Raw genomic sequence first — 24,901 nt, forward strand, 5'->3', positions numbered from 1 at the left:
CCGAGTGGCCGAGCCGCGCACCGGCAGCGGCAGCAGCACCCGCACCTCGGCGTCCGACGCGGCGACCAGGCAGGCCCGACCGACGACCTCGGCCGCGCGCAGGCACGCCGCCACCAGCTCATCGAGCTCCGAGGCCGCGGCCGGCCCGGTCCGTGCCGCTCGTGAGGCGATCGGGCCCGGGGTGGCGGGGCGCAGGGCCAGGCCGACGTACCGCCGCTCGGAGACCGCGATCCCCGCCATCGCGGCCTGCCGGGCGAGTTCGGGTTCGCCGGGGGTGGCGAGCAGGCGGGCCAGCAGCTCCTGGTGCAGCCGGCGCTGTCGCGAGTCGCGGTTGCGATCGTGCAGTCGATGCATCGCCAGGGCCGCGGCGGCTCGTTCGGCGACCGCTCGCAGCCGGGCCGTCGGTGGGGTCGGCGACTCGATCACCAGCCGTCCCCAGCCGCGCTGTGGCCGGCCGATCCGGCTCAGCAGCCACCCGTTGCTCGCGTCCCAGGCGGTGCGTTCGCTCGGGTCGACGGCACGCGAGCGGCGTTCCCAGTCGGCGAGGAAGTCGGCCACGTCACCGGGTCCGGGCCGATAGTCGAGCACCTGGTGCGTCGCTCCCTCCCAGGCGACGGCGGATCCCGACAGCTGTTGGGTGGCGGCCAGGATCTCCTCCGGTCCGGCCTCGGCGACGCTGAGCTCGGTGAAGGTGTCGTGCACCCGCTGTGCCTCGCGGAGCTCGGCGAGCTGCTGATCGACCAGGCGTTCGCCGACCGCCTGGGTGATGGCCGCGAAGCGGACCACCCGGCGCAGGGCGACCAGGGGCAGGCCGAGTCGATCGGCGGCCTCGACCAGCGGGTCGGGGAGGGCCCGCCAGCGGCGGCCCAGCTCGATCATCAGACCCGCGGCACCGGACTCGACCAGGCTGTGCACGAAGGTGACCAGCGCCTCCGGATCGTCGGCCAGCGCGATCCCGGTGGTCAGCACCAGGTCGCCACCACGCAACAGCGGCGCGATGTCGGCCAGCTCGGTGGAGTGCACCCAGTGCACCGGGCGGTCCAGCGCCGGGGACCCGGCCAGCACCACCGGGTCGGCGCTGCGCACGATGGGCAGCTCCAGCACGTCGCTGACGGTGAGCATCGGCGGCCTTCAATCTGTCGGGGTTCGGCGCAGATATCTTACAGACTGTCGGGTCGGGCGGTGATCCGCGCGCGGGATCCTGAAGGCACCCCCCGCTCGAGAGGAAATAGCATGCCCAACCCCGCGCCGGACCCCGTGTCAGGCTCCGTGTCACCGACCATCGTGCACTGGGCGGCAGGATCGTCGTACGCCGGCACCGGCGACCGCACCAGCGAGGTGACCAACCCCGCGACCGGTGCCGTCACCGGCCGGCTGGCCCTCGCCTCGCGCGAAGATGCCGAGCACGTCATCGCCGCGGCGGCCGAGGCCGCGCCCGGCTGGGCGAAGACCTCGCTGGCGCGCCGTACCGCCGTGCTGTTCGCCTTCCGCGAGCTGCTCAACGCGCGGCGCGACGAGCTCGCCGCGATCATCACCGCCGAGCACGGCAAGGTGCTCTCCGACGCGCTCGGCGAGATCGCCCGCGGCCAGGAGGTGGTCGAGTTCGCCTGCGGCATCTCGCACCTGCTCAAGGGCGGGCACTCCGAGAGCGTCTCCACCAACGTCGACGTCCACTCCAAGCGGGATCCGTTGGGCGTGGTGGGCATCATCTCGCCGTTCAACTTCCCGGCCATGGTGCCGATGTGGTTCTTCCCGATCGCCATCGCGACCGGCAACACCGTCGTCCTCAAGCCGAGCGAGAAGGACCCGACGGCCGCGATCTGGCTGGCCCGGCTGTGGCAGGAGGCCGGTCTGCCCGACGGCGTCTTCAACGTCCTGCAGGGCGACAAGGTGGCCGTCGACGCGCTGCTGACCAGCCCCACCGTGCAGGCCATCAGCTTCGTCGGCTCGACCCCGATCGCCGAGTACGTCTACCAGGAGGCCGCCAAGCACGGCAAGCGCGTGCAGGCGCTCGGCGGGGCCAAGAACCACATGGTGGTGCTGCCCGACGCCGACCTCGACCTGGCCGCCGACGCCGCGGTCAGCGCCGGCTTCGGCAGCGCCGGTGAGCGCTGCATGGCGATCAGCGCGCTGGTCGCGGTCGGCTCGATCGCCGACGACCTGGTCGCCCGGATCGCCGACCGGACCCGCAGCCTGCTGATCGGCGACGGCAGCGGTGAGGCCACCGCCGCCGCGGGTGACGGTGACGGCCGTGAGGCCGACATGGGCCCGCTGGTCACCCAGGCGCACCGCGACCGGGTGGAGAGCTTCGTCGCCCTCGGCGAGAGCGCCGGCGCGAAGGTGGTGGTCGACGGCCGTGAGGTCACCGTCCGTGGTGGTGCGGGCGACGTGGAGGCGGGGTTCTGGCTCGGCCCGACCCTGCTCGACCACGTCACCCCACAGATGGAGGTCTACCGCGAGGAGATCTTCGGCCCGGTCCTCTCCGTCCTGCGGGTGGAGACCTACGAGGAGGCGGTCGCGCTGGTCAACGACAACCCGTACGGCAACGGCACCGCGGTGTTCACCAACGACGGCGGCGCCGCCCGGCGCTACGAGGCCGACGTCAACGTCGGCATGATCGGCGTCAACGTGCCGGTGCCGGTGCCGGTGGCGTACTACTCCTTCGGCGGCTGGAAGCGCTCGCTCTTCGGCGACACGCATGCCCACGGCGCCGAGGGTGTGCACTTCTTCACCCGTGGCAAGGTCGTCACCACCCGGTGGATCGATCCGGCCAACCGCCCCGAGGGCGGCCTCGAGCTGGGGTTCCCGCGCAATGTCTGAGACCACCTCTGAGACCACCTCTGAGACCACCTCTGCCGTGAGCGGGTACGGCTTCGCCGGGCTGAGCCCGGAGGAGACCTACCGGCTGGATCGTCGGCACGTCTTCCACTCCTGGTCCGCGCAGGCCGCACTCGACCCGATGGTGATCACCAAGGCCGAGGGCTCCTACATCTGGGACGGGCAGGGCAACCGGCTGCTCGACTTCACCTCCCAGCTGGTCTACACCAACCTCGGCCATCAGCACCCGCGGCTGGTCGCCGCGATCCAGGCGCAGGCGGCCGAGCTGTGCACGCTGGCGCCGCCGTACGCCAACGCCGCCCGGTCCCAGGCCGCGCGGCTGATCGCGAGCCACACCCCGGGTGAGCTGGACAAGGTGTTCTTCACCAACGGCGGTGCGGACGCCAACGAGCACGCCATCCGGATGGCGCGACTGCACACCGGTCGGCAGAAGGTGCTCGCGACGTACCGCTCGTACCACGGCGGCACCCAGCTCGCGGTCAACGTCACCGGTGACCCGCGGCGCTGGCCCAACGACCAGGGCGCGGCCGGGGTGAAGCACTTCTTCGGTCCCTACCTCTACCGCAGTCCGTTCGGCGCGACCACCACCGAGGAGGAGGGCCAGCGTGCGCTGGAGTACCTCGAGCAGGTGATCTCCTTCGAGGGTCCCGACACGATCGCGGCGATCATCTTGGAGTCGATCCCGGGCACCGCCGGCGTCATGGTGCCGCCGCCGGGCTATCTGGCCGGCGTCCGCGAGCTGTGCGACCGGCATGGCATCGTCTTCATCGCCGACGAGGTGATGGCCGGCTTCGGCCGTGCCGGTCGCTGGTTCGCGATCGAGCATGCCACCGACCGCGCGGACGGGTCCGTCGTCCCCGACCTGCTGACCTTCGCCAAGGGGGTCAACTCCGGCTACGTGCCGCTCGGCGGCGTCGCGATCAGCCCGCAGATCGCCGCCACCTTCGACGAGCGCGTCTACCCCGGCGGACTGACCTACTCCGGGCATCCGTTGGCCTGTGCCGCCGCCATCGCCACCATCACCACGATGGAGGACGACCGCATCGTCGAACATGCGGCGGCACTCGGCGAGGAGGTCTTCCGGGTCGGTCTGACCGAGCTCGCGGAGAGGCACGAGTGGATCGGCGAGGCGCGCGGCACGGGGGTGTTCTGGGTGCTGGAGCTGGTCGCCGACCCCGACACCCGGGAGCCGCTGACCGAGCACGCCGGCGGGAACGCGCTCGCCGCGATCGTGGCCGCCTGCAAGCGCCGCGGACTGTTGCCGATGGTGAACGCCAACCGGCTCCACCTGGTCCCGCCGCTGACCACCACCGCTGCGGAGGTCCGTGCGGCGATCGGCATCCTGGACGAGGCGCTGACCGAGGTCGCCGGTTCCTGAGCCCGGTTCCTGAGCCCGGTTCCTGAGCCCGGTTCCCGAGCCCGGTTCCCGAGCCTCGGTCGCTGACCGGCGCGGGCGTCGGCCGGTGGAAAATCGCTGGCCGGCACCCGCGCCGGCACCCGCACAATGGTCGGGTGCTGCTGACCATCTCCACCCGCTCGGGGTCCCTCGGCGACCCCTCCGAGGCCGGTGCCATCCATCCGCCCACCTATCCGGCCACCTATCTGGCCACCGACCTGGGCTACCTGCTGCACAAGCACCCCGATCGGGTCCAGCGGTTCGAGCAGTCCTTCGGGACGGCGACGGTGTTCTATCCGGAGGCCTCCGCCGAGCGCTGCACGGTGGCCCTGCTGCTCGAGGTCGACCCGATCCGGCTGGCCCGCACCCGGCGCCCGAGCTCGCCGGACTTCAGCCTGGGGCAGTACGTCAACGACCGGCCGTACGCCGCCTCGTCGCTGCTCGGGGCCGCGATGGCCGATGTCTTCGGCACGGCTCGCGCCGGCCGCTGCCGGTCCCGGCAGGAGCTGGCGGACTCGGCGATCGAGCTCGAGATCGAGTTGCCGGTGCTGCCCTGCCGGGGCGGCGCGGCGCTCGCGGTCCGACTCTTCGCGCCGCTCGGCTGGCTGGTCGACGCGCAGCCGATCCCGCTCGACGAGGCCGTGCGGCTCACCGCCGGCGCCGGCGATGGCGCCGGTGACGGCGATGGCGATGGCGATGGCGACGATGGCCGGCGTTCCTCCCGCTACGTCCGGCTGCGGTTGAGCGGTCGGGCACGGCTCGCCGATGCGCTCAATCAGCTCTACGTGCTGCTGCCGGTGCTCGACGAGTCCAAGCACTACTGGCAGGGACCCGACGAGGTCGACAAGCTGCTCCGCTCCGGGGAGGGCTGGCTCGGCACCCATCCCGAGCGGGAGCTGGTCGCCGGTCGCTACCTGCAGCGCCGAGACGAGCTGACCCGCGTCGCGTTGGCGCGCCTGGTGGAGGCCGACGGATCGACCGACGGATCGACCGAGGAGATCGCCGCGGAGACCGGCCAGGACAGCATCGAGGACACCGGGACCTCCGGGGAGGATCCCGGCACCGTGGCGGCACCCCGAGTGGCGCTGGCCGAGCTGCGACGCCGGGCGGTGCTCGATGTGCTCACCGAGCTGGGCGCCACCTCGGTGATCGATCTCGGCTGCGGATCCGGGCAGCTGCTGCGCTCGCTGGCGCCGGTCTCCGCCCTGACCCGGCTCGCCGGCTGCGACGTCTCCACCCGGGCGCTCCGCGCTGCCGCTCGGCGGCTGCGTCTGGACGAGGAGGCCAGCGAGCGTCGTACCGACCGGATGAGCCTCTTCCAGGCCGCACTGACCTATCAGGACGAGCGCTTCGCCGGCTACGACGCGGCGGTCCTGATGGAGGTCATCGAGCACGTCGACGCCGAGCGACTCGGCGCACTCGAGCGGGTCGTCTTCGGCGCCGCCCGCCCCACCGCGGTGCTGGTGACGACGCCGAACAGCGACTACAACGTGGTCTACCAGGGGCTGGAGGGGATGCGGCACCACGACCATCGGTTCGAGTTCTCCCGAGCCGAGTTCGCCCGGTGGACCCAGCGGGTCGCCGCGACGTACGGCTATCGGGTCGCGGTGCGCGGCATCGGCGAGCCCGACGAGCGCTTCGGTACGCCGACCCAGATGGCGGTGTTCACCCGTGGTTGATCGCGTCCGCTCCGAGGTGGCGGTTCCCGCGCTGGGTCTCGTCGTGCTGGTCGGCGTCTCGGGCAGCGGCAAGTCCACCTTCGCCGCCGCCCACTTCAAGCCGACCGAGGTGATCTCCAGCGACTTCTGCCGCGGCCTGGTCGCCGACGACGAGAGCGACCAGACGGCCACCAGGGACGCCTTCGACGTGCTGGGCTACATCGTCGGCACCCGTCTGCGCCGAGGCCTGCTCACCGTGGTCGATGCGACCAACGTGCAGCCCTCCGCGCGAGCGTCGCTGCTCAGGCTCGCCCGCGAGCACGACGTGATGACCGATGCGATCGTGCTGGACGTGGCCACCGAGGTGGCGATCGAGCGGAATGCGCGCCGTCCCGATCGCGCCTTCGGCGCGCACGTGGTGACCCGGCAGGCCCGGGACCTGCGGCGGTCGATGCCGCGGTTGCGCAAGGAGGGTTTCCGTCGGGTGCACGTCTTGCGCGGTGTCGACGAGATAGCCGCCGCGCGCCTCGTGCGCGAGCGCTCCTGGAACGATCGGCGCGACCAGCACGGTCCCTTCGACATCATCGGCGACGTGCACGGCTGTGCCGGTGAGCTGGTCACGTTGCTGACCACGCTGGGCTGGGAGGTCGGCTACGACCCGGCCGGCGGGACCGCGGTCGGCGCCCGTCATCCGGACGGGCGCGTCGCGGTCTTCCTCGGCGACCTGGTCGATCGCGGCCCGGACACCCCCGGAGTGCTCCGGCTGGTGATGGGCATGGTCGTCGCCGGGACGGCGCTGTGCGTCTCGGGCAACCACGAGGCGAAGCTGGTGCGGGCGCTCAAGGGCGCACGGGTCCAGGTCTCCCACGGGCTGGGGGAGTCGCTGGCGCAGCTCGAGTCGCAGAGCGAGGAGTTCCGGTCGGCGGCGCTGGGGTTCATGGACGGACTGGTCGCGCACTACGTGTTGGACGAGGGCCGGCTGGTGGTCGCGCACGCCGGGCTCAAGGAGGCCTACCACGGCCGCGCCTCCCGACGGGTGCGCGCCTTCGCGCTGTACGGCGACACCACCGGTGAGACCGACGAGTTCGGGCTGCCGGTGCGCTACCCGTGGGCGCAGGAGTATCGCGGCGAGGCGATGGTGGTCTACGGACACACGCCGGTGGCTCGCGCCGAGTGGGTCAACAACACCATCTGTCTCGACACCGGCGTGGTCTTCGGCGGCGAGCTGACCGCGTTGCGCTACCCGGAGCGGGAGCTGGTCGCCGTACCGGCACAGCAGCAGTGGTACGCGCCGGTCCGGCCGCTGGCGACGGCGACCGACGAGACCGAGCGCGAGCCGTCGGTGCTGCGGATCGACGACGTCGTCGGCACCCGCTGGCTGGACTCGCCGTACGCCGGCAAGGTCAAGATCGCCGAGGAGAACGCCGCCGCGGCGCTGGAGGTGATGAGCCGCTTCGCCGTCGACCCACGCTGGCTGGTCTACCTTCCGCCGACGATGTCGCCGGCCGGAGGCACGGTCGCCGGCGTGGACGGCCTGTTGGAGCATCCCGAGCAGGCCTTCGAGGAGTACGCGCGCTGGGGTGTCGCCCGGGTGGTCTGCGAGGAGAAGCACATGGGGTCGCGTGCGATCGCCGTGCTGGCTCGCGACCCCGCGGTCGCCCGGCGACGGTTCGGGGTCGGGGATGGGAGCACCGGTGCGGTCTTCACCCGGACCGGGCGGCCGTTCTTCGCCGGCGCGGCCGGTGCCGAGCTCGTCACCCGGCTGCGCGGCGCCGTCGCACCGCTGCTCGAGTCGCTGGACACCGGCTGGATGGCGCTGGACTGCGAGATCCTGCCGTGGTCGGCGAAGGCGGCGGAGCTGATCAGGGACCAGTACGCCGCCACCGCCACCGCCGCCCAGCGAGCGCTGCCGGCGGCACTGGCGGCGTTGGAGCGGGCGGCCGCGCGCGGCCTGGACGTCGCGACGCTGACCGAGCGCACCGGTCGCCGGCTGGCGCATGCGAACGCGTTCCGGGAGAGCCTTGCCCGCTACGTGTGGCCGACCGACGGGCTGGACGGGATCCGGGTGGCGCCGTTCCAAATCCTCGCCGTCGAGGGTCGGGTGAGCGCGGTGACGGAGTCGCACGAGTGGCATCTGGCGAGGCTCGGCGAGTCGCACGATGCCGACGGGCTGCTGATGCCGACCCGGAGCCGGGTGGTCGACCTGACCTCGGCCGCCGATCGGGCGAACGCGGTGGCGTGGTGGACCGAGCTCACCGCGGGCGGCGGCGAAGGCATGGTGGTCAAGCCGTCGATCCCGGTGCGCGGGGTCCAGCCCGGGCTGAAGGTGCGGGGCCGGGAGTACCTGCGGCTCGTCTACGGCCCCGACTACACCGACTCGCTCGACGTGCTCCGGAACCGGCAGCTCGGGAAGAAGCGCAGCCTCGCGTTGCGCGAGCACGGCCTGGGTCTCGACGCGCTGACGGGGTTCGTCGACGGGCAGCCGCTGTGGCGGGTGCATCAGTCGGTGTTCGCCGTACTCGCGCTGGAGTCGGAGCCGGTCGACCCGCGGCTGTGACCCGTGTGCTGGGTCCGCGTGCCCGCGATGCGCTATAACTCCGGTGCACATTCCGCAGCAGACGGGGAGGGGAGCCATGGCCGAACGGGTGCGCTTCGCCAGCAGCACCGGTCCGATGCTGGCCGGGATCATCGACCTTCCCGAGGGCACCGTGCGGGGGTGGGGCGTCTTCGCGCACGGGTTCACCCTGGGCAAGGACTCGCCGGCGGCCGCGCGGATCTGCAAGCAGCTGGCCGGCGAGGGCATCGGGATGCTCCGCTTCGATAACCTCGGTCTCGGCGACTCCGAGGGCGACTGGGGCGACGGGTCGTTCACGGTCAAGGTGGCCGACACCGTCCGGGCGTGTGAGTTCATGATGGGCCGCGGCACCGCGCCCGAGCTGCTGGTCGGGCACTCCTGGGGCGGGGCGGCGGTCATCGCCGCCGCGCGCTCCTGCCACGGGGTGGGCGCGGTCGCCACGGTGGGGGCACCGTCGGATCCCAGCCGGGTCGAGCACCAGTACGACGCGGTGGTGGATCGCGTGCTCGCCGAGGGGGATGCGCAGTGGATGGTGGGCGGCCGCGCGCTCACCCTGAAGCGGGCGTTCGTGCACGACGTACGCCAGGCGAAGCTCTTCGACCGGATCGAGCGGCTGCGGCTGCCGCTGCTGATCATGCACAGTCCCACCGACGACACCGTCGGCATCTCGAACGCGAGCGAGATCTTCAACGCGGCCCGGCATCCGCGCAGCTTCGTCTCGCTGGAGGGCTCCGACCATCTGCTGACCGCGCCGGGCCAGGCCAAGCGGGCGGCCCGGATCATCAGCGCGTGGGCAGACCAGTACCTCGGCCGGTAGGTCGCGCGATGGCATCAACCCGATTGCGGCCCGCGGCCGGCGTCCGTACGCTGACCCGCTTGTGACCTCTCTGGGCTCGACCTCTCTGGGCTCGGTGGCGGAGCGCGTCCTCCCGTCGCGGCTCGGGCGGAACTTCCGCTGGCTGGTGGCCTCGTCGTGGGTCAGCAACGTCGGCGACGGGATCGCCCTCGCCGCGGGGCCGCTGCTGGTCGCCTCGCACACCGACTCGCCGTTCCTCGTCGCCCTGGCCGCGCTGTTGCAGCGGCTGCCGTGGCTGGTCTTCGGGCTGTGGGCGGGCGCGCTGGCCGACCGACTCGACCGGCGGCGGATGGTGATGGTCTCCGACACGCTGCGCTCGGTCGTGATCGCGCTGCTCTGCGTCACCATCCTCACCGGCTGGGTCGACATCGGCGTCGTCCTGGCCGCGATGCTCGCCTACGGAGTCGCGGAGGTCTTCGCCGACACCACGACCTCCACGCTGCTGCCGATGATGGTCGCCAAACCGGACCTCGGCGTCGCCAATCATCGGCTCCAGGCCGGGTTCCTCACCTGCAACCAGCTGCTCGGGCCGCCGGTGGGCGCCTTCCTGTTCGCGGCCGGCGCGGTGTGGCCGTTCCTCACCCAGGTCGTCTGCGTGCTGTTCGCGGTGTCTCTGGTGTCGCGGGTCAGCTTCGCCGCCGGAGAGCCGGCGGTGGCGGATCCGCGGCGTGAGCCGACCCGAGTGCCGCGTGACATCGCCGAGGGACTCCGTTGGATCTGGCGGCATCCGCCGGTGCGCACCCTGGGGCTGGTGATCTTCGTCTTCAACGTCACCTGGGCGGCCGCTTGGTCGGTCCTGGTGTTGTGGTCACGCGATCACCTGCACATGAGCGAGGTCGGCTACGGCCTGCTGACCACCGCGACCGGGGTCGGCGGCCTGATCGGCACCGCGGCGTACGGCCGCGTCGAGGCCCGCTTCTCGTTGGCGACGATCATGCGGGCCTGCCTGTTGCTGGAGGTGCTCACCCACCTCGCGCTCGCCCTCACCACGACCGGATGGGTCGCCATCGCGATCATGATCGAGTTCGGCGGTTACGCCTTCGTGTGGGGGACCGTCTCGGCCACCGTCCGGCAGCGGGCCGTGCCAGCGCAGTTCCAGGGGCGCGTCAGCGCGGTCTACCTGATGTGTCTGATGGGCGGACTGGTCGCAGGGCAGGCGCTCGGCGGCCTGATCGCCGAGCGGTGGGGCGTGGTGGCGCCGTTCTGGTTCGCCTTCGTCGGAGCAGGGCTCACCCTCGCCGGGGTGTGGCGCCAGCTCGACGGCATCGCCCACGCCGACGCCGCGCCCATGCCTGAGGTCGGCGGTACGCCGTAGGGCCCGTCGCCGACGTGCGCTCCGAAGGGACCGGCCCTCAGGCCTCGACCGTGACGGCGGTGACGACTCCGTCGACGTCGAAGCGGACGGCCGGCCAGTGGCCGGACAAGAAATGCCGACCGCACGAGTCGTCGAGATGCAGGACGATGTCGCCGCCGGGGTGGACCTCCACCGTCTCCAGGACGAGATCGGCTGCCGCCTCGTCCAGCTCCGCCGGCTCCGGGGGTGCCTCGCTGAACTCCGTGACGACCGCGTCGGAGGCTCGACGGTGCCATCCGGACTCGTCTGCGAAGAAGACGGCCAGACGGGAGGCGAGGTCCACCGCTTCCGCCGCGTCCGCGGTCCGGAGCAGGAGCTCCGGCTCTCCGTCTGTCGCATACCAGTCGAAGACCATCACCTCGCCATCGCTGAGCGTCGTGGTCGCCCGGGTGAAGACGCCCCACTCGGTAGGGATCTCGGCGGGGTCCTGCGGCACGAGCTCACCCTACCGGGCCGGTCCGCGACAGACCGCGCCCATCACGTCCCGCTGGCGACTGTCCTGTCTCAATCAATCTGACACAGGAACGGCGTGCCGAACGGCCGTGTATCGCAATGACTGAGACGAATGGTGCGCATTCGTCTCACTGAATCTGACGCAACTCGTCATTTGGGTGTGGTCCCGGCGAGGGTGCTCGGGTGGCGTAGCGGTAATTCGCCTTGCCACTACAGGTCGCCTCCTGAGCGCTCGCAGTGACGAAGTCCGACCACTCCCGTGACTCGCAGAGTTGCCGACCAACACGTCCCACTTCGGCGAAGTGCTGCTCACGGATCTGCTCCGAGTCACCCCGTCGATCCGCGGCCTCGGCACGAAGCGCGCTCAGCAGCTGATCGTCCAGCCAGTCGGGCCGACCGAGGAAGTAGACCCCGTCATTCTGGTCCACCGCGCGCTGTGACCGCGTGTCAGTCAGTGTGGTCATCCGACGGTCACCTTCGTCCCTCTCCCGAGCCAGAAGTCGGACCGTCAGGATCTGCAGGCTAGATCAGGCTAGATGGGGTGTCTGGGGTCGCGTCAGCGACGACGTGCGCGCGATTCAGCACCACGCTTGCGGTCTCGAAAACGAGCTTCTCGTAGAACGCCCGGGCTCCCTGGTTGCCCGCGTACGCGGTAACCGAAACCGTTGCAGCACCGTGCTCGCCCTCGGCCCATGCCACGAACCGCTCCACGAGACTGCTAGCCACACGACCTCGGCGGGTGCGCTCGTCGACGAACAGGCTCCGCAGGTAACCGGTCACCACCCGCGGCGCACCTCGCCAGACTTGCTCACCCACCCGACCAAGTGCCCGCAGACTTCTCCACGTTGTTGGGCAACCAGCACCAACGCCTTCTCGTTGCCCAACAACGCCGACAAGTCTGCCGCTCCGCAGCGTTGCGGCCACGTAGTATCGACAAGAGGGTGCACGCCAGCATCCGCAGCGAACAACTGGGCCTCAAGTGCGACGAGACGCTCGATGTCCGCCTCAGTCGCGAGACGAATCTGGATTTCCGCCACGTCAGCAAACCCGGCTTCGGACCTGCCCTATCCGCAACTCGCAATTTCGGTCACCGACCGCGCTGCTCGCGTGGAGCCATCGGGCACTTCGGAGAGCGGCCGAGAGTCGACCCGATCTGCGTCGGCTTGAGTGAGACAGATCCTCGAATGCGTCAGGATCAGTGAGACCGCGACGACTCAACTGAGACAGGACAGCGGCGCGGCCGGGTGCGGCGCTACAATCCGGCGGATGCCGCGCCTCTCGCTCGTGCCTGCCTCTTATGTCTATCTACGCCGCGGCGGCGAGGTGTTGCTGCAGTTGCGAGAGAACACCGGCTACCGGGACGGCTGCTGGGCCGCGGGCGCGGCCGGACACATCGAGGCCGGCGAGACGGCGGTGGTGGCGGCCCGGCGCGAGCTCGCCGAGGAGCTCGGCGTCGACGCCGAGGTGGAGGCCCTGGTGGCGACGTCGGTCATGCAACGCACCGATGGCACCGCCGATCCGACCGCGCAGCGGGTCGACTGGTTCTTCGTCTGTGACCGCTGGGCGGGGGAGCCGACGATCCGTGAGCCGGCCAAGTGCGGTGGCCTGGACTGGTTCGGTCTCGACAACCTGCCGGAGACGGTCGCCGACTACGAGCGACTCGCGTTGCGGGCGCTGGCGGCCGGGGCGACGAGCCACCTGCAGGCGTTCGGATTCCGCGGCCCGGGTGACTGAACCGGACCCGGTGGCGGATCGCTGGGCCCTACGTGGGTTGACCGGCTATCGATCTGGCCAGGAACACGAGCTCCTTGCCCGGCCGGTCGGGTGCCTCGCGGACGTCGGCCACCGCGAACTCGTGCTCCCGCAGGTCGTGCTCGACCTCGTCGCGACCGCGGAAGCGAAGCGTCGATGCCGACCGGAGGATCTGACCATCGATGATGGTCGATCCCTCGAACCTCACCAACGGCAGCGCGACATCGGTCACGGTCCGGGAGACGGTGACGGTTCGGCCGTCGGGAAGCGTGACCGGGGTCGGTGGGAGGTCCCAGCTCTCCCAGTCCCGGGCCTCGGGGCGACGGGTCTCGAAGACGAACCAGCCGCCGGGACGAAGGACGGCGTGTACGGCGTGGAGAGTCCGTAACCAGTCTTCGTCGGCGACGAAGACCTGTGCCACGTTTCCCGTCATCACCGCCACATCGGCGGCCAGGCCCGGATCCAGAGCGGTGGCGTCGCCGTGCACCCAGGTCACGTGCCCGGCACCGGGCTTGGTGCGGGCGACGTCCAGCGACGCTGCGGCCGGGTCGACACCCACGACGGCGATGCCCGCACCGGCCAGCCGGACCGCGAGTGAGCCGGTACCGCAGCCGATGTCGACGACGCGCCGGGCGCTGACCTCGTCGATCACGGCGAGGTAGGCGTCGAGGTCCGACCGGTCACCGTCCAACGCGTCGTACAGGACCGCCTGGCGGGCATCCGCGAACGCGGCGTCGGGCTCTCGCACGAGCCCGAACCTATCCGGATCCATCCGGGTCTGTCGGTCTGTCTGGGTCTGTGCGGGTGGGCGCCTTCGCATGGCGCGCGTGCGGCGGTACGGTCGGAGATCTGATGGAGATCTGATGGAGAGCTGACGGGAGCGTCGCCAGTGACTGACTACCCGGTCTTGCTGCACACCGCCATCGACGCGCGGGACGCGCGAGCTCTGGCCGAGTTCTATCGACGACTGCTCGGCCTGCGCTATCGGGAGGGCGATGAGCCTCCGACGGACGGTAGTCCCGATGATGCCGATTGGCTGGTCCTGCTCGACGGGAGCGGACGGCGCGTCCTCGCCGTCCAAGAGAAGCGTGACACCACGCCACCGACCTGGCCGTCGGAGGAGGTGCCGATGCAGATGCACATGGACTTCACGATGCCCACGGTCGAGGACGTGGAGCGCCACCGCGAACGCGCCGAGGCATTGGGCGCCACCGTGCTCTGCGACCGCTCGACGGACGAGGTCGAGCCGCTCTACGTGCTCGCCGACCCGGCCGGACATCCGTTCTGTCTGCTCGTCGGATAGGAGGCGGCGGGTTCGCGCCGGGAGCTTGCTGCCCGGCCGGCCACCGCCATCGCCCGGACCAGCCCGCGCGTGGTCTCAGTGGGTCGTGCCGTGGCTGACGTAGTCGTCGTACGGGACGTCCAGGTCGATCCACGGTGTCACCTTGACCGAGGCGTCCGGTTTGACGCTCACCACGCTGTAGCGCAGGCCGTCGCCATGGGCGATGTCGGTGCCGGGCCGGTAGCGGAAGATGGTGAAGGTCGCCGGGTCGGTGATGGTGCCGGGGTTCGGGCTGGTGTCGGTGTGTCCGCCGCCGCTGCCGTTGGTGTACTCCCAGCTGCTCCGGTTGGGCGCGTCGGCCACGGTGGCGATCCGCTGCGGACCGATCAGGTCGTACGAGCGGCCGTCGATCACGGCCACCTGCTGGCAGCCCGCGGCGGCGATCCGTGCGCCGAGCTTGTGGTCGTGCAGGAGTACGACGTCCGGCCGGCTGTCGCAGACCTTCGCGGTCGCATCGGTGACGAACTGGTCGACGTCGACGTCGGGATCGCGCCGCACGGTGCCGGTGCCGAAGTCGCCGACCGTGGAGATCCGCGGATCGGCGAACGCCATCACCGACAGTCCACCGAGGTCGTGTGCCTGGCCGTCGGCGACCTGCCAGCCACGCGCGGTGGCGGCGCCGACGATGGTGGTGGTGTCGTGCAGTCCCGGAGCGAAGACCACCGGGGTCTGCTGCGAGTAGTAGTCGATGGTGTCGACCAGATAGCTCTCCACCGCCTTGCCGGCGAACGTCAGGTCGCCGGTGAAGGCGAGGAAGTCGGCGTCGACCAGATGCGCCGTGCGACCGAACAGCCGAGCCATCCCGTTGACGTCCTCGAAGTCCTCGCCGGCCACGAAGACCACGTCGTCCTGCTCGTGGTCCAGGCCGCCGTTCGCCTCCCGGGCGGCGATCGCCCGGTCGAGGTGCTGCGCCGCGGTGTCGTAGAAGGAGCTGGCCGGCTGCAGGATGGACAGGAACGGCAGCACCTCGGCCACCAGTCCGTTGACCTGCGTCCCGGCCAGCCGGGTGCCGGCGAGCTCGGCCGATCCGACCACCTGCTGGTGGTCGGATCGGGTGGCGAGCCGAGCCCCACCCGCGACGATCGCCACCAGGGCGAGGACGGTGCCGCCGGCCGCCCAACGTCGCAGCCGGCGGTTGTGCGCCGCCACCACGAGCGCGGTCGCGCTGGGATAGCTCGCCAGCTTGCGCCGCCGGTCCAGCAGCGCGAGCCCGGCGACCGCCTCGAGCAGCAGGACGCCGCCGAAGCCGATCAGCCCCCAACCCAGCACGACGTGCTCGACCCGGTCCCGGAGCCGCGCCATCTCCGGATCGGGATCGTTCCACAGCTGTGCCAGTGACCGCCGGGTCTGCTTGTCCTGCGGGATCAACCGGTTCCAGTCGACGCCGACATCGACCCCGATGGTGATCGGCGTCCCCGGGATCCGGCCGTGCTCGGCGCGGACGATGGCGCCGTCGAAGACGGTGGTGTCGCGGCCGATCACGGGCTTGAGCGACACCTGCTGCCCGACCACCTCCAGATGCATCGCCGGCGCCAGCTGCACCGCCACCAGCGCACCCGCGAACGGTGCGGCCACCAGCAGCACCGCCACCAGTCCGATCCGGACCGGGCGCAGGACCGGAGCCGCCCGCCGGGTCAGTCGGGTCAGTCGGGTCGGCCACCGGACGCTCCGCTGGTCGGCGTTGCTCACCGGCGCCTCCTGACTGGATCGGTCACCGCCACCGTACGGGTGCGGGCCGCTCCGGTCGCCCCGGTCACCCCGGGTGTCGCGCCGAAGCGGCCAGCTGGATGGGCGTGACGTACACTCGCCCTAGCGCCGGGCTCGTCTGCGAGGGCCACCCGCGAGGACTCAGGGAGATTCGTGACCCGAGCCGCGGGTGAGCCGGACCAGCCCCTCGTCTCGCCGCCTTCGGCGGACGACGTACGTCGCCCCGGCGCAGCCCGACCTGACGGAGCGGCCGCAGCGGCCGATCTCACGTGCCACTGGGCAGGTGGCCGAAGGAGGAACCTTGGCTCGAGGAGCCGTCGCGAAGCGGAGCAACCGTGCGGGCGCTTCGCGGACTCGCCGCAAGACCGGCCACAAGGACAACGAGGGCATCATCCCGGTGCTCGCCCAGGTGGTGCGCGAGGTCGAGTCGGCCGTCCAGCGTCGTTCCGCGATGCCCGACGTGCGCACCAAGTTCCAGGTCGTCGCCCTGCTGGCCCGGGACGAACGGCAGCGCGTCCTGGCCGACCCCGAGCTGAGCGATGCCAGGCGCGCCGAGCAGCTCAAGCGTCTCGACGGGATCGCCACCATCCTGGCCAAGACCGCGGCGCTGGACTCCCGGCTCTTCGAGCTGCTGGACCAGAACGCGGTGGTCTCCGACGCGGCCGTCGAGCTCAAGCACGAACTGATGCGCCAGGGTGGCATCGATGTCCCCGAGCCCGAGCCGGTCCAGGTCCCCGATCAGGACGCCCCGGTCCTGCTCGACAAGCGGGTGGTCCCGATCTCGGTGACCCAGCGCAAGCTGGCCAATCCGTTCATGATCCCCGACTTCAGCAACGCCCGGCCACCGGTGCACGCTCGCCGGCTGGCCGGCTGGGAGCTGCTCGGCCCGCTGTTCCGCTCCTTCGAGTTCGCGGCCGAGGGCACCTCCTGCATGCCGCTGCCCGAGCCGATCGACATCCCCACGCCGCTCGGCCGCGAGCTGATGCGCCACCAGGCCCAGCTGGTGACCGCGGCCGCACTGGGTCATCGCACCTTCCTGCTCGCCGACGAGCCCGGCCTGGGCAAGACCGCGCAGGCGCTGCTTGCGGCCCAGGCCGCCGAGGCGTACCCGATGCTGGTCGTCGTCCCCAACGTGGTGAAGACCAACTGGGCACGCGAGGTGGGCATCTGGACGCCGCAACGCCCGGTCACGGTGGTGCACGGCAACGGCGAGGACATCAACGGCTTCGCCGACATCGTGGTGGTGAACTACGAGATCCTCGACCGACATGTCGGCTGGCTCGGCGAGTTCGGCTTCAAGTCGATGGTGGTCGACGAGGCCCACTTCATCAAGAACAAGACCTCCCAGCGCTCCCAGCACGTGCTGCGCCTCTCCGAGCAGATCCGGCAGCGGGCCGGCAACCCGCTGCTGATGGCGCTGACCGGGACCCCACTGATCAACGACATCGAGGACTTCCGGGCGATCTGGCAGTTCCTCGGCTGGATCGACGACACCAAGCCGCTCGGCGCGTTGCTGGAGGCGCTGGAGGAGACCGGACTGACGCCGCAGGATGCCAGCTTCTACGGTGCCGCGCGCCGCGTGGTGGTGGCCCAGGGGATCGTACGGCGCCGCAAGATCGATGTCGCCGCGGACATCCCGGCCCGCCGGGTCGCGGATCTGCCGGTGGAGCTCGACGACGAGGTCGGACGCTCGATCCGGGAGGCCGAGGCCGAGCTGGCTCGACGGATGGTCGAGCGGTACGACATGGCGCTGGCCACCCGCACCTCCGGCCAGGTGGTCGAGGGCATCGACCACGATCTGGTCCGGCGGGTGGCGACCTGGGAGCGCGAGGACGAGGCGACCTCCACCGGCGAGAACGTGTTCTCGATGATGCGGCGGATCGGCAAGGCGAAGGCCGGCCTGGCCGCCGACTACGCGGCGCAGCTGGCCCGCAACGTCGGCAAGGTCGTCTTCTTCGCCAAGCACATCGAGGTGATGGACACCGCGGAGGAGACCTTCGCCCGCGGCGGGCTGAAGTACTCCTCGATCCGGGGTGACCAGACCAGCACCGCCCGGCAGCGCAACATCGACGAGTTCACCAACAACCCCGAGGTCTCGGTGATCGTCTGCTCGCTCACCGCGGCCGGGGTCGGGGTCAACCTGCAGGTCTCCTCCAACCTGGTGCTCGCCGAGCTGTCCTGGACCGACGCCGAGCAGACCCAGGCCATCGACCGGGTCCATCGGATCGGTCAGACCGAGCCGGTCACCGCGTGGCGGATCATCGCCTCCCAGACCATCGACACCCGGATCGCCGAGCTCATCGACTCCAAGGCGGGGCTCGCGGCCCGAGCGCTGGACGGCTCCGACGAGGAGCTGACGGCCTCCGCGGACCTGCAGTTGGAGGCGCTGGTCTCGCTGTTGACCGCCGCACTGGAGGAGCGCGAGGGAGCGTGGACCGAGTAGAGCCGGTGTCGCGCCGCTAGCCTGAGGTCCATGACTGGACCGACCGGTGCGCCGCGCGGGCCGTCCCAGCCGGGCATGCCGGACGTCCCCCGGCACGCCCGCACCCGGATGCGCGGTCGCGACCCGGACGAGGACGCCCGGGTCGCCACGCCACTGGAGCTGCTCTACGATCTGACCTTCGTGGTCGCGGTCGGGGTGGCGGCCGAGCACATGGCCGAGCTGGTGGTCGCCGGGAAGGTCGGCGCCGGTGTGCTCGGCTTCGGCTTCGGCATGGTGGCGATCCTGGTCGCCTGGATCAACTTCAGCTGGTTCGCCTCCGCCTTCGACACCGACGACTGGGTCTATCGGCTGTGGACGATGCTGCAGATGGTCGGCGTCGTCCTGGTCGCGCTCGGCCTGGTGCCGATGTTCCACAGCCTGAGCGAGGGGCACGCCTTCGACTGCCACCTGATCGTGGTGGGCTACGTGGTGATGCGGATCGGGCTGGTCGCGCAGTGGTTGCGTGTCGCTCGCGAGGCCGAGGAGTACCGGACCGTCGCGCTGCGCAACGTCGTCAGCATCCTGGTCGCGCAGGTCGGCTGGGTCGCCATCGCGCTCAGAGACCTGGGCATCGGTGCCTCGTTCGCGCTGATCGTGCCGCTGGGTGTCATCGAACTGCTGATCCCGGTCTTCGCCCAGGGCGGGGCCTCGGGCACACCGTGGCACCCGCACCACATCGCCGAACGGTACGGCCTGTTCGCCATCATCGCCCTCGGCGAGGGAGTGGTGGGCACCGTCGCGTCCTCGCAGGGCGCACTGGGTGGGGTCACCGGCAAGGACTGGAGTCTCGACGCGGTGCTCGTCCTGGTGGCCGGCGTCGGGCTCACCTTCGGGTTGTGGTGGAGCTACTTCCTGACCCCGTTCGCGGCCCTGATCCATGCGCGGCCCGCGACCGGCTACGTCTTCGGCTACGGCCACATCCCGCTGCTCGGCGCGATCGCCGGCACCGGCGCCGGCCTGCACGTGGCCGGCCTCTACCTGGCCGAGCGGGTCGCGGACGAGGCTCACGCCATCGGACAGGTGGGCGTCACGCTGGCGGTGGCCGTGCCGGTGGCCGTCTTCGTCGCGGTCAAGGAGGCGGTCGTCTCCGCGATGGCGGGGCGCGTGGATCCTCGCGACCTGGGGATCCACCTGCTGGTGCTGGCGGTCCTGGCCCTCGCCGTACTCGTCGGTGCCGCCTCGATGCCCTGGGCGCTGGTACTGGTCATGGTCGCGACCTTCGTCCCGGTGGTCGGCTACGAGCTCCGCGCACCCGGCCAGAGGTGAGGTCCGACCAGGTCGTGCGCTTCTCCTCGGGCAGCGCTGGTGGCGCCTACTAGAGTCTGACCATGACCTTCCTCATCATCCTGCTCATCGTGGTCGTGCTCGGTGGCGCGTGGATCTTCCGGGTGCCGCTGCTGGCGAAGATCCTCGGTCAGCCGCGCAGCCGGATCGAGCGACACTTCGGCTCCAAGCGCAAGCAGCTGCGCTGAGCCATCCGTGCGCCGGCCGCCCCCGGCGGGGAGGGAATCCGGCCGGCGGTGACGGTGTTGGAAGGCACGGGCGTCCCACGGTACGGCGGGCCGCCCGATCGAGCCGCCGACGAGAGGAACGACATGGCCACCATCGAGCTCGGAGCCGAGAACTTCGAGCAGACCGTCACCGACCACGACATCGTGCTGGTCGACTTCTGGGCGAGCTGGTGCGGACCGTGCCGTCAGTTCTCTCCGGTCTATGAGCAGGCCTCGGCGGAGCATCCGGAGATCGTCTTCGGCAAGGTCGACACCGAGGCCGAGCAGCAGCTGGCGGGTGCGGCCAGGATCACGTCGATACCGACCCTGATGGCCTTCAAGAAGGGTCACCTGGTCTTCTCCCAGCCCGGCGCGCTGCCCGCGCCGGCGCTGCAGCAGGTGATCGACGCCGTGGTCGAGCTGGACGTCGAGAAGGCGCTGGCCGAGCAGGACAGCCGGGACAGTCGGGACAGTCGGGGCACGGGGGACGATCGCGAGGGCTGATCGCCCGCGACCGGCATCCGGATACCGGCCGCCGCCGGCCGCCGCCATCGGGTTTGATGGTCCGGTGACCGCCGACGACGCCAAGACCGAGCTCCTCCGGCTGCGATCGAGCATCGACAATCTCGACGCCGCCCTGATCCACCTGCTCGCCGAGCGGTTCAAGTGCACGGCGCAGGTCGGACAGCTCAAGGCACGCGCGGGGATGCCGTCGGCCGACCCCGACCGCGAGGCGGTCCAGATCGCGCGGCTGCGGGCGCTCTCCGACGAGGCCGGCCTGGACCCCGCGTTCGCGGAGAAGATCCTCAACGTGATCATCGCCGAGGTGATCCGCAACCACCAGGCGTTCCTGGAGAACTGAGACCGGCGGGTACGCCCTGAACAGGCACTCGGTGCGCGCTCGGGTGGGAGTGCGCCGCCCGACGTGACGTGTCCGGCAGCATGGACAGAGGCTGCCGGACACGTCTCGCCAGCACCCCGAAGGGCTGGCGTCACAGCTAGCCGGCGTGACGCGTGGGGCTGCCGGCGTGCTTCAGGACCCGCGCGATCCAGGCCATTGCTTCCGGCACGTCGTAGTTGCCGGCGTGTGGCTGGTTCCAGGCGAGGCGGTAGTTGACGTCCTTGACGCTCTTGTCGCTCTGTAGCGCTCGAGCCAGATTGAGCGACACCGTGAAGGCGGTGTCGCGGTCGCGTGTTCCGGCTCGCACGTACCAGTAGGGAGCGGTGTCTGCAGCGGTCGAGATGTATTTCATCGGGTTGATCATGTTGACCTGCTTGACGATGTTCTTGCCGGCGGCGGTCTTGATGAACTGCTTCCAGTGCAGGCCAGTGTCGTCATAGCCGGTTCCGTCTCCTGCAACGGAGTTGTGCTCCCAACTGAACTCGGTGAAGTTGGAATATTCCTGGCTTCCGGTGCCGAAGATGATCGATTCGTGTCCGGTCTGGCCGTTCACCCCGTAGATGTCGAATGAGGGGGTGCTCTTCAACTGCTGCTGCGTTGCGACGAAGTCGAGGTACTTCTTCATGTCGACGTTGGTGACTCTCCTGGTCCTCTGGTTGACCCAGATCCAATTGTTCGTGTACGACTTCGTGGCACCCCCCACTCCGGTGATGACGAAGTTCTCGCCGTACGCCGGGATGGTGTTGGCGGGGTCGGAGGCCAAGTAGTGGTTCGCCGACCGGATGATCTCCGACCGCAGGGTGGCCATCATGTTCTTTGCTGTCAGCCGTGTGCCGTCCGGATTGGTCAGGCCGAGGCTCTTCTCGTAGGCGGCGAATTCGGCGGCGAGCTCCTTGCTGTCCTCGGGGAAGGAGTCCTGCCCGACATCCGCACGAGTGTTGAGGCTGGTGTAGAGCCACTCGTAGATCACGTCGGCGTTGCCCAGGTCGGTGATCGGGCAGTAGGCGTTGACGGCGAAGACGTCGTCGTCCAAGGTGCTGATGTATCGTCCGCCGCGCCTGGTGATGCCCGCGGCGCCGATGTCGGCCAGGTAGGGGTAGTAGTCAGCGCTGTTGCCGGACGAGCCGAGGATTGAGGCGAGACCACCGCCCCCGCTGCCGCCGTTGATGATGATGCGCTCGGCACTCCCGGGCATCCGAGAGTCATTGAGCCGCAGGTATCGAACTGCAGCCTTGGCATCCACGACCACCTCGGGAGACTTTCCCCGGTCGGTGCCGTCCGCCGAGATGAAGTCACTGTCCCGACTGGCGAGGTCGATGAAGACATAGCCGTGTTTCAGGGCCGCGCCGACGTTGTCGGTGGAACTGTCGAAGCTCTCGCCGTCGGTGACGCTTGCCGAGATGTAGCTCATGAACCAGCCCTCGTTGTGCACCGCCATGTAGATGGCGGCGTCGGGGTTTCTCCAGGCACTCTGCGGCACGAAGACGTTCATGCTCTCGTAGCCGCAGCGCGTATCGGAGATGGTGATCGTGCCGGTGATGTTGTTGTACTGCGTGGGTGCGGCCTCCACTGGATTCGCGACGTAACAGACCTCCTTGTACCAACGGACCTTCTGCTCCACGCCGTCGATGGTCACAGTGATCACCGAGTAGTTGCTCGGGTCCCACGTGAGCGCCTTGTCGACGGCGCTGGTCGACAGGCTCGTTGCGGTCTTGGTCGTCGGCGTGGACGCGATCGACGCACCCGCTCCGTTGGCCGACGCGAACGGAGCAGGGACGAGGGAGCAGCCCGCAATCGCGACCGCGAGCGCGAAGCCTCGCGACCTACGTCGCAGGATTCCGGTTCTGGTGTACCAGGTCATGTCTCTCCTTTCAGAGGCCGCGGCTGGGCGCGGACTTCGGCGAGGGCCGAGGTGTGACGGACGTTACATAAATTGTCCACAATAGTGCTATCAATTTCGTCCACAGAAATTTGGATGGGCTCGTCCGAGGGCGCCTGGGCGGCGAACGAAGGCGAGCATGTCGTCTCGGGGCAACCGGAGCGGCCGTAGGCCGCTGCTCTCCGCCTGCGTGCGCGACGCGAGCCCGTTCCGCGCCGGGCGGCGGCGCGGGACGGAGGTGCTTGCCCGTCCCGGTGACACCGGTCGCGGGCCGCGGCGCCTCTTGAGTCGGCACTGAGTGCCACCTAGGCTGACATCAGTCGCTTGATGTGACGTTCGCCACGACTCTGGGAGGCAGCTCCATGGCAGGAACTCTCGAAGGCAAGGTCGCCTTCATCACCGGTGCGGCACGCGGGCAGGGACGCAGCCACGCCATCCGGTTGGCCGAGGAGGGGGCCGACATCATCGCGGTCGACGTCCTCGAGGACTACTCGACCGTCGGCTATCCGATGTCGGCACCCAACGATCTCGACGAGACGGTGGCCGCCGTCGAGGCGCTGGATCGCCGGATCGTCGCGCGCAAGGCGGACGTCCGCGATCGTGACGCGGTGAAGGCCGCCATCGACGCCGGCGTCGCCGAGCTCGGTCACCTCGACATCGTGGTGGCCAACGCCGGCATCTGTACCGTCCAGGCCTGGGACGAGGTCACCCCCGAGATCTGGCAGGACACCCTCGACACCAACCTCACCGGTGTGTGGAACTCGATGGTCCTCGCCGTGCCGCACCTGATCGCCGCCGGCGGCGGCTCGATCATCGCGACCAGCTCCACGGCCGGCATCAAGGGTCTGCCGTTCCTGGCGCCGTACGTCGCCGCCAAGCACGGGGTGGTGGGCATCTGCCGTTCGTTGGCCAACGAGCTGGCCAGCCACCACATCCGGGTGAACACCGTGCACCCCACCGGAGTGGACACCCCGATGGTCGCCGGTCTCGGCGGGCTGGACTCACTGATCGGCCGCGACCCGAATCTCGGGCCGATCTTCATGAACACCTACCCGGTGGAGATGGTCGACCCGCGCGACATCTCCAACGCGGTGCTCTACCTCGCCTCCGACCAGTCCCGCTACGTCACCGGCCTCGAGCTGACCGTGGACGCGGGCAACACCATCCGCTGAACCCATCGGATCGAGCGGAGATGGCGGTAGATCTGGACGGTGCCAGACAGCGCATCCAGCAGCGTGTCGTGGGCCGTGAGCGCGAGATCGAGCTTGCGCTCGCGGCCACGGCCGCCGGCCGCGACCTGGTGCTGGAAGGCCCACCGGGGACCAGCAAGACGACCATCCTGAGGGCGATCACGGCGGAATGGGGGATCCCGCTGCTGCTCGTGGAGGGCAACGGCGATCTGACCCCGGCCAAGCTGATCGGTCACCACGATCCGGCCCGGGTGCTGCGCGAGGACTACCGCGCCGACAACTTCGTGCCGGGCCCGCTGGTGCAGGCGATGAGCGAGGGCGGCTTCCTGTACGTCGAGGAGGTCAACCGCGCCCCGGAGGATGTCCTCAACGCACTGCTCACCGCGATGGCGGACCGGCGGATCGAGGTGCCGCGGGTGGGACTGGTGGAGGCCAAGGCGACGTTTCGGGTGGTGGCCTCGATGAACCCGTTCGACAACGTCGGCACCACGCGGCTGTCGACCTCCATCGGCGATCGACTCAACCGGATAGTCGTCGACTACCAGGACGAGGAGTCCGAGCGACGGATCGTGATGTTGCGCGCCGGCCTGGACCCGACGGGGATCGCTCGGGCCGGCCTGGACCAGGAGGGCGGCGAGCAGATCTCCGCGGACGCGGTGGCCGTCACGCGGGCGACCCGCACGCACGAGCTGATCCGCGCGCCGAGCAGCGTCCGCGGGGCGATCGACTGCGCGATGATCATGATCGAGCTGGTCGGGCTGCGGCAGCTGAGCGGGCCCGCCGACCCGCGGTATCCGGAGACGTTCTACGACGCGATGCTGGTCTCGCTCTCCGGCCGGATCCGGATCGACGAGGCCGCGGAGGCGACCGCGGAGCAGGTCCTGCGGCAGATCTGGGAGGACCGGTTCGTGCTGCATCCGGCCGCCTACGACGGTCCCAGTTGAAGAGCCGTCGCGGCCGACGGTCCGCTGGCGCGCCGTACCGGCCGGCCGCTGCGACGCACGCCGAAACAGCTCGACGAACGGCCC

General features: G+C 70.3%; 21 protein-coding genes and 1 pseudogene. 15 read left to right on the forward strand and 7 right to left on the reverse strand.

The genetic code is table 11. From position 1 onward, the window contains the following. Positions 1-1,122: PucR family transcriptional regulator ligand-binding domain-containing protein (locus QM638_RS05545; RefSeq protein WP_415140949.1), on the reverse strand; the 1,122-nt coding region annotated here is incomplete at its 3' end. Between the two features lie 147 nt (positions 1,123-1,269). Here QM638_RS05545 and QM638_RS05550 point away from each other — a divergent pair. The 6 genes from QM638_RS05550 (at position 1,270) to QM638_RS05575 (ending at position 10,638) form a co-directional block, all read left to right on the forward strand. Further along, positions 1,270-2,820, forward strand: coding sequence for a CoA-acylating methylmalonate-semialdehyde dehydrogenase (locus QM638_RS05550; RefSeq protein WP_415140950.1), 1,551 nt, complete (start codon positions 1,270-1,272; stop codon positions 2,818-2,820). Then, on the forward strand, positions 2,813-4,216 hold the full coding sequence (locus QM638_RS05555; RefSeq protein ID WP_415140951.1) for an aspartate aminotransferase family protein: 1,404 nt from the start codon (positions 2,813-2,815) through the stop codon (positions 4,214-4,216). Before QM638_RS05550 ends, QM638_RS05555 begins: the two co-directional genes overlap by 8 nt. A gap of 134 nt (positions 4,217-4,350) precedes the next feature. Then, complete coding sequence (locus QM638_RS05560) at positions 4,351-5,913, forward strand: 3' terminal RNA ribose 2'-O-methyltransferase Hen1 (RefSeq protein ID WP_415140952.1); 1,563 nt, start codon at positions 4,351-4,353, stop codon at positions 5,911-5,913. Beyond that, complete coding sequence (locus QM638_RS05565) at positions 5,906-8,449, forward strand: polynucleotide kinase-phosphatase (protein WP_415140953.1); 2,544 nt, start codon at positions 5,906-5,908, stop codon at positions 8,447-8,449. The genes QM638_RS05560 and QM638_RS05565 overlap by 8 nt, the downstream gene beginning before the upstream one ends. A gap of 76 nt (positions 8,450-8,525) precedes the next feature. Then, the gene (locus tag QM638_RS05570) at positions 8,526-9,284 is read left to right on the forward strand and encodes an alpha/beta hydrolase family protein (RefSeq protein ID WP_415140954.1); all 759 of its coding nucleotides are present in this window, start codon (positions 8,526-8,528) and stop codon (positions 9,282-9,284) included. 94 nt (positions 9,285-9,378) lie between these two features. Then, on the forward strand, positions 9,379-10,638 hold the full coding sequence (locus tag QM638_RS05575; RefSeq protein WP_415140955.1) for an MFS transporter: 1,260 nt from the start codon (positions 9,379-9,381) through the stop codon (positions 10,636-10,638). Positions 10,639-10,675: 37 nt separating this feature from the next. Here QM638_RS05575 and QM638_RS05580 read toward each other — a convergent pair whose 3' ends face one another. The 3 genes and pseudogenes from QM638_RS05580 to QM638_RS05590 all read right to left on the reverse strand — a co-directional run. Continuing rightward, on the reverse strand, positions 10,676-11,113 hold the full coding sequence (locus QM638_RS05580) for a hypothetical protein (protein ID WP_415140956.1): 438 nt from the start codon (positions 11,111-11,113) through the stop codon (positions 10,676-10,678). A gap of 145 nt (positions 11,114-11,258) precedes the next feature. Then, positions 11,259-11,594 (reverse strand): hypothetical protein, encoded by a 336-nt coding sequence (locus tag QM638_RS05585; RefSeq protein ID WP_415140957.1) that lies wholly within the window; start codon positions 11,592-11,594, stop codon positions 11,259-11,261. Between the two features lie 58 nt (positions 11,595-11,652). Beyond that, positions 11,653-12,072, reverse strand: a pseudogene (locus QM638_RS05590) (GNAT family N-acetyltransferase); the annotation flags it as partial. 324 nt (positions 12,073-12,396) lie between these two features. Here QM638_RS05590 and QM638_RS05595 point away from each other — a divergent pair. Then, positions 12,397-12,864 (forward strand): NUDIX hydrolase, encoded by a 468-nt coding sequence (locus QM638_RS05595; protein WP_415140958.1) that lies wholly within the window; start codon positions 12,397-12,399, stop codon positions 12,862-12,864. A 28-nt stretch (positions 12,865-12,892) separates the two neighbouring features. On the opposite strand, the gene QM638_RS05600 is transcribed toward QM638_RS05595, so the two are convergent. Next, positions 12,893-13,630 carry a class I SAM-dependent methyltransferase gene (locus QM638_RS05600; RefSeq protein ID WP_415140959.1) on the reverse strand — a complete coding sequence of 246 codons (738 nt, stop codon included), beginning with the start codon at positions 13,628-13,630 and terminating at the stop codon, positions 12,893-12,895. Between the two features lie 141 nt (positions 13,631-13,771). On the opposite strand from QM638_RS05600, the gene QM638_RS05605 reads away from it, so the two are divergent. Beyond that, positions 13,772-14,185, forward strand: coding sequence for a VOC family protein (locus QM638_RS05605; RefSeq protein WP_415140960.1), 414 nt, complete (start codon positions 13,772-13,774; stop codon positions 14,183-14,185). A gap of 75 nt (positions 14,186-14,260) precedes the next feature. Here the strand turns inward: QM638_RS05605 and QM638_RS05610 are convergent, their stop codons facing one another. Next, the gene (locus QM638_RS05610) at positions 14,261-15,913 is read right to left on the reverse strand and encodes a hypothetical protein (RefSeq protein WP_415140961.1); all 1,653 of its coding nucleotides are present in this window, start codon (positions 15,911-15,913) and stop codon (positions 14,261-14,263) included. Positions 15,914-16,232: 319 nt separating this feature from the next. Between QM638_RS05610 and QM638_RS05615 the strand changes: the two genes are divergently transcribed. The 5 genes from QM638_RS05615 to QM638_RS05635 all read left to right on the forward strand — a co-directional run bounded on the left by QM638_RS05615 (position 16,233) and on the right by QM638_RS05635 (position 20,765). Continuing rightward, entirely contained in the window at positions 16,233-18,374 is a 2,142-nt protein-coding gene (locus QM638_RS05615; RefSeq protein WP_415140962.1) for a DEAD/DEAH box helicase, read from the forward strand. 30 nt (positions 18,375-18,404) lie between these two features. Next, positions 18,405-19,679 (forward strand): low temperature requirement protein A, encoded by a 1,275-nt coding sequence (locus QM638_RS05620; protein WP_415140963.1) that lies wholly within the window; start codon positions 18,405-18,407, stop codon positions 19,677-19,679. Positions 19,680-19,741: 62 nt separating this feature from the next. After that, positions 19,742-19,885: a hypothetical protein gene (locus QM638_RS05625; protein WP_415140964.1), complete on the forward strand. Its 144-nt coding sequence runs from the start codon at positions 19,742-19,744 to the stop codon at positions 19,883-19,885. Positions 19,886-20,008: 123 nt separating this feature from the next. After that, complete coding sequence (gene trxA / locus QM638_RS05630; protein ID WP_415140965.1) at positions 20,009-20,407, forward strand: thioredoxin; 399 nt, start codon at positions 20,009-20,011, stop codon at positions 20,405-20,407. Positions 20,408-20,471: 64 nt separating this feature from the next. Further along, the gene (locus tag QM638_RS05635) at positions 20,472-20,765 is read left to right on the forward strand and encodes a chorismate mutase (RefSeq protein WP_415140966.1); all 294 of its coding nucleotides are present in this window, start codon (positions 20,472-20,474) and stop codon (positions 20,763-20,765) included. Positions 20,766-20,901: 136 nt separating this feature from the next. Here the strand turns inward: QM638_RS05635 and QM638_RS05640 are convergent, their stop codons facing one another. Beyond that, positions 20,902-22,665, reverse strand: coding sequence for a subtype B tannase (locus QM638_RS05640; RefSeq protein WP_415140967.1), 1,764 nt, complete (start codon positions 22,663-22,665; stop codon positions 20,902-20,904). Between the two features lie 380 nt (positions 22,666-23,045). Between QM638_RS05640 and QM638_RS05645 the strand changes: the two genes are divergently transcribed. Both QM638_RS05645 and QM638_RS05650 read left to right on the forward strand, forming a co-directional pair. Next, positions 23,046-23,855 (forward strand): mycofactocin-coupled SDR family oxidoreductase, encoded by an 810-nt coding sequence (locus QM638_RS05645; RefSeq protein WP_415140968.1) that lies wholly within the window; start codon positions 23,046-23,048, stop codon positions 23,853-23,855. A 20-nt stretch (positions 23,856-23,875) separates the two neighbouring features. Beyond that, the gene (locus tag QM638_RS05650; RefSeq protein WP_415140969.1) at positions 23,876-24,817 is read left to right on the forward strand and encodes an AAA family ATPase; all 942 of its coding nucleotides are present in this window, start codon (positions 23,876-23,878) and stop codon (positions 24,815-24,817) included. Positions 24,818-24,901: the final 84 nt, after the last annotated feature.

This window comes from Nocardioides sp. (assembly GCF_047606145.1).
Lineage (GTDB): Bacteria > Actinomycetota > Actinomycetes > Propionibacteriales > Nocardioidaceae > Nocardioides.

Coding starts and splice junctions, on each gene's coding strand:
- QM638_RS05650 (WP_415140969.1), top strand. CDS start 23,876: ATGGCGGTAGATCTGGACGGTGCCAGACAGCGCATCCAGCAGCGTGTC.
- trxA (WP_415140965.1), top strand. CDS start 20,009: ATGGCCACCATCGAGCTCGGAGCCGAGAACTTCGAGCAGACCGTCACC.
- QM638_RS05570 (WP_415140954.1), top strand. CDS start 8,526: ATGGCCGAACGGGTGCGCTTCGCCAGCAGCACCGGTCCGATGCTGGCC.
- QM638_RS05625 (WP_415140964.1), top strand. CDS start 19,742: ATGACCTTCCTCATCATCCTGCTCATCGTGGTCGTGCTCGGTGGCGCG.
- QM638_RS05645 (WP_415140968.1), top strand. CDS start 23,046: ATGGCAGGAACTCTCGAAGGCAAGGTCGCCTTCATCACCGGTGCGGCA.
- QM638_RS05620 (WP_415140963.1), top strand. CDS start 18,405: ATGACTGGACCGACCGGTGCGCCGCGCGGGCCGTCCCAGCCGGGCATG.
- QM638_RS05585 (WP_415140957.1), bottom strand. CDS start 11,594: ATGACCACACTGACTGACACGCGGTCACAGCGCGCGGTGGACCAGAAT.
- QM638_RS05555 (WP_415140951.1), top strand. CDS start 2,813: ATGTCTGAGACCACCTCTGAGACCACCTCTGAGACCACCTCTGCCGTG.
- QM638_RS05595 (WP_415140958.1), top strand. CDS start 12,397: ATGCCGCGCCTCTCGCTCGTGCCTGCCTCTTATGTCTATCTACGCCGC.
- QM638_RS05640 (WP_415140967.1), bottom strand. CDS start 22,665: ATGACCTGGTACACCAGAACCGGAATCCTGCGACGTAGGTCGCGAGGC.